An 896-nucleotide genomic window follows, 5' to 3' on the forward strand; every position below is an offset into this window, starting at 1 on the left:
TATTAGATACAGCAGGCGTGCCTAAAGGGTCTTTTTATCATTATTTTGCTTCAAAAGAAGCGTTTGGTGAAGCCATTATCAATCATTACTTTACTAATTATAAGAACCGCCTTGAGACTATTGACGCACAAGATATCAGCGCACAGCAAAAGCTTTATGACTACTTTCAAAGCTGGTATGACACTCAGCAAAACGGCTGCGATCACGAAAAATGCTTGGTCGTTAAGCTCAGTGCTGAAGTTGCCGATATGTCAGAGCCCATGCGTAAAGTACTCTATGCTGGCTACCAGCAAACCATTAGCTGGCTCGCCGAACAAATCAAAGCAGGCTGGGCAGATAACTCTGTACCAAAACTGGATAATATAGCCGCAGAGAGTATGGCGAAGCGATGGTACTTTGCTTGGCTTGGTGCCAGCTTGATCGCTAAAATTAGCCAAACCAATACGCCACTTGCAGAAGTATGGCAAATGACGACCACTGAGATGGGTCGCTAATAGCGGCTCTTTGCCTTTGTAGCTAGTTCTTTCCTATACTTAACCTCGATTTTGTAAAAGTATTGTTAAGACTTACTCTCTTTTGGATATGTGCCTTTGTTTGTCACCGGTCACCTAATTCTAACTAAGATACTCTCAAAATAAACCGAGTAGCGCTTAACAGCAGATGAGCTATTAGGCTTGCACCCTAAGTTCTGCACGAATATTTTCACCTTCTTATTTTATACTCAGTTTCGCATAAATTATAAATATACGAGAGTTTTGTAAACAGCACTAGACGACCGGTCTAGTTACTGTACAATGCCCACATAACAAAAACGAATCAGACGATTGCTCAATTTTTTGCAAACCATTTATTCAATTAACACTCAATAAGTTTTAGGAATTTTATGAATAACTTTC

The 896-nt window shown here is 40.1% G+C and carries 1 protein-coding gene; it reads left to right on the plus strand.

Translation table 11 applies throughout. The features are described from left to right. The coding region (locus ACS8FD_RS18120) for a TetR/AcrR family transcriptional regulator (protein WP_439276872.1) at positions 1-494 on the plus strand (494 nt) is incomplete at its 5' end. Positions 495-896: the final 402 nt, after the last annotated feature.

The organism is Psychrobacter sp. 1U2, from assembly GCF_051847575.1.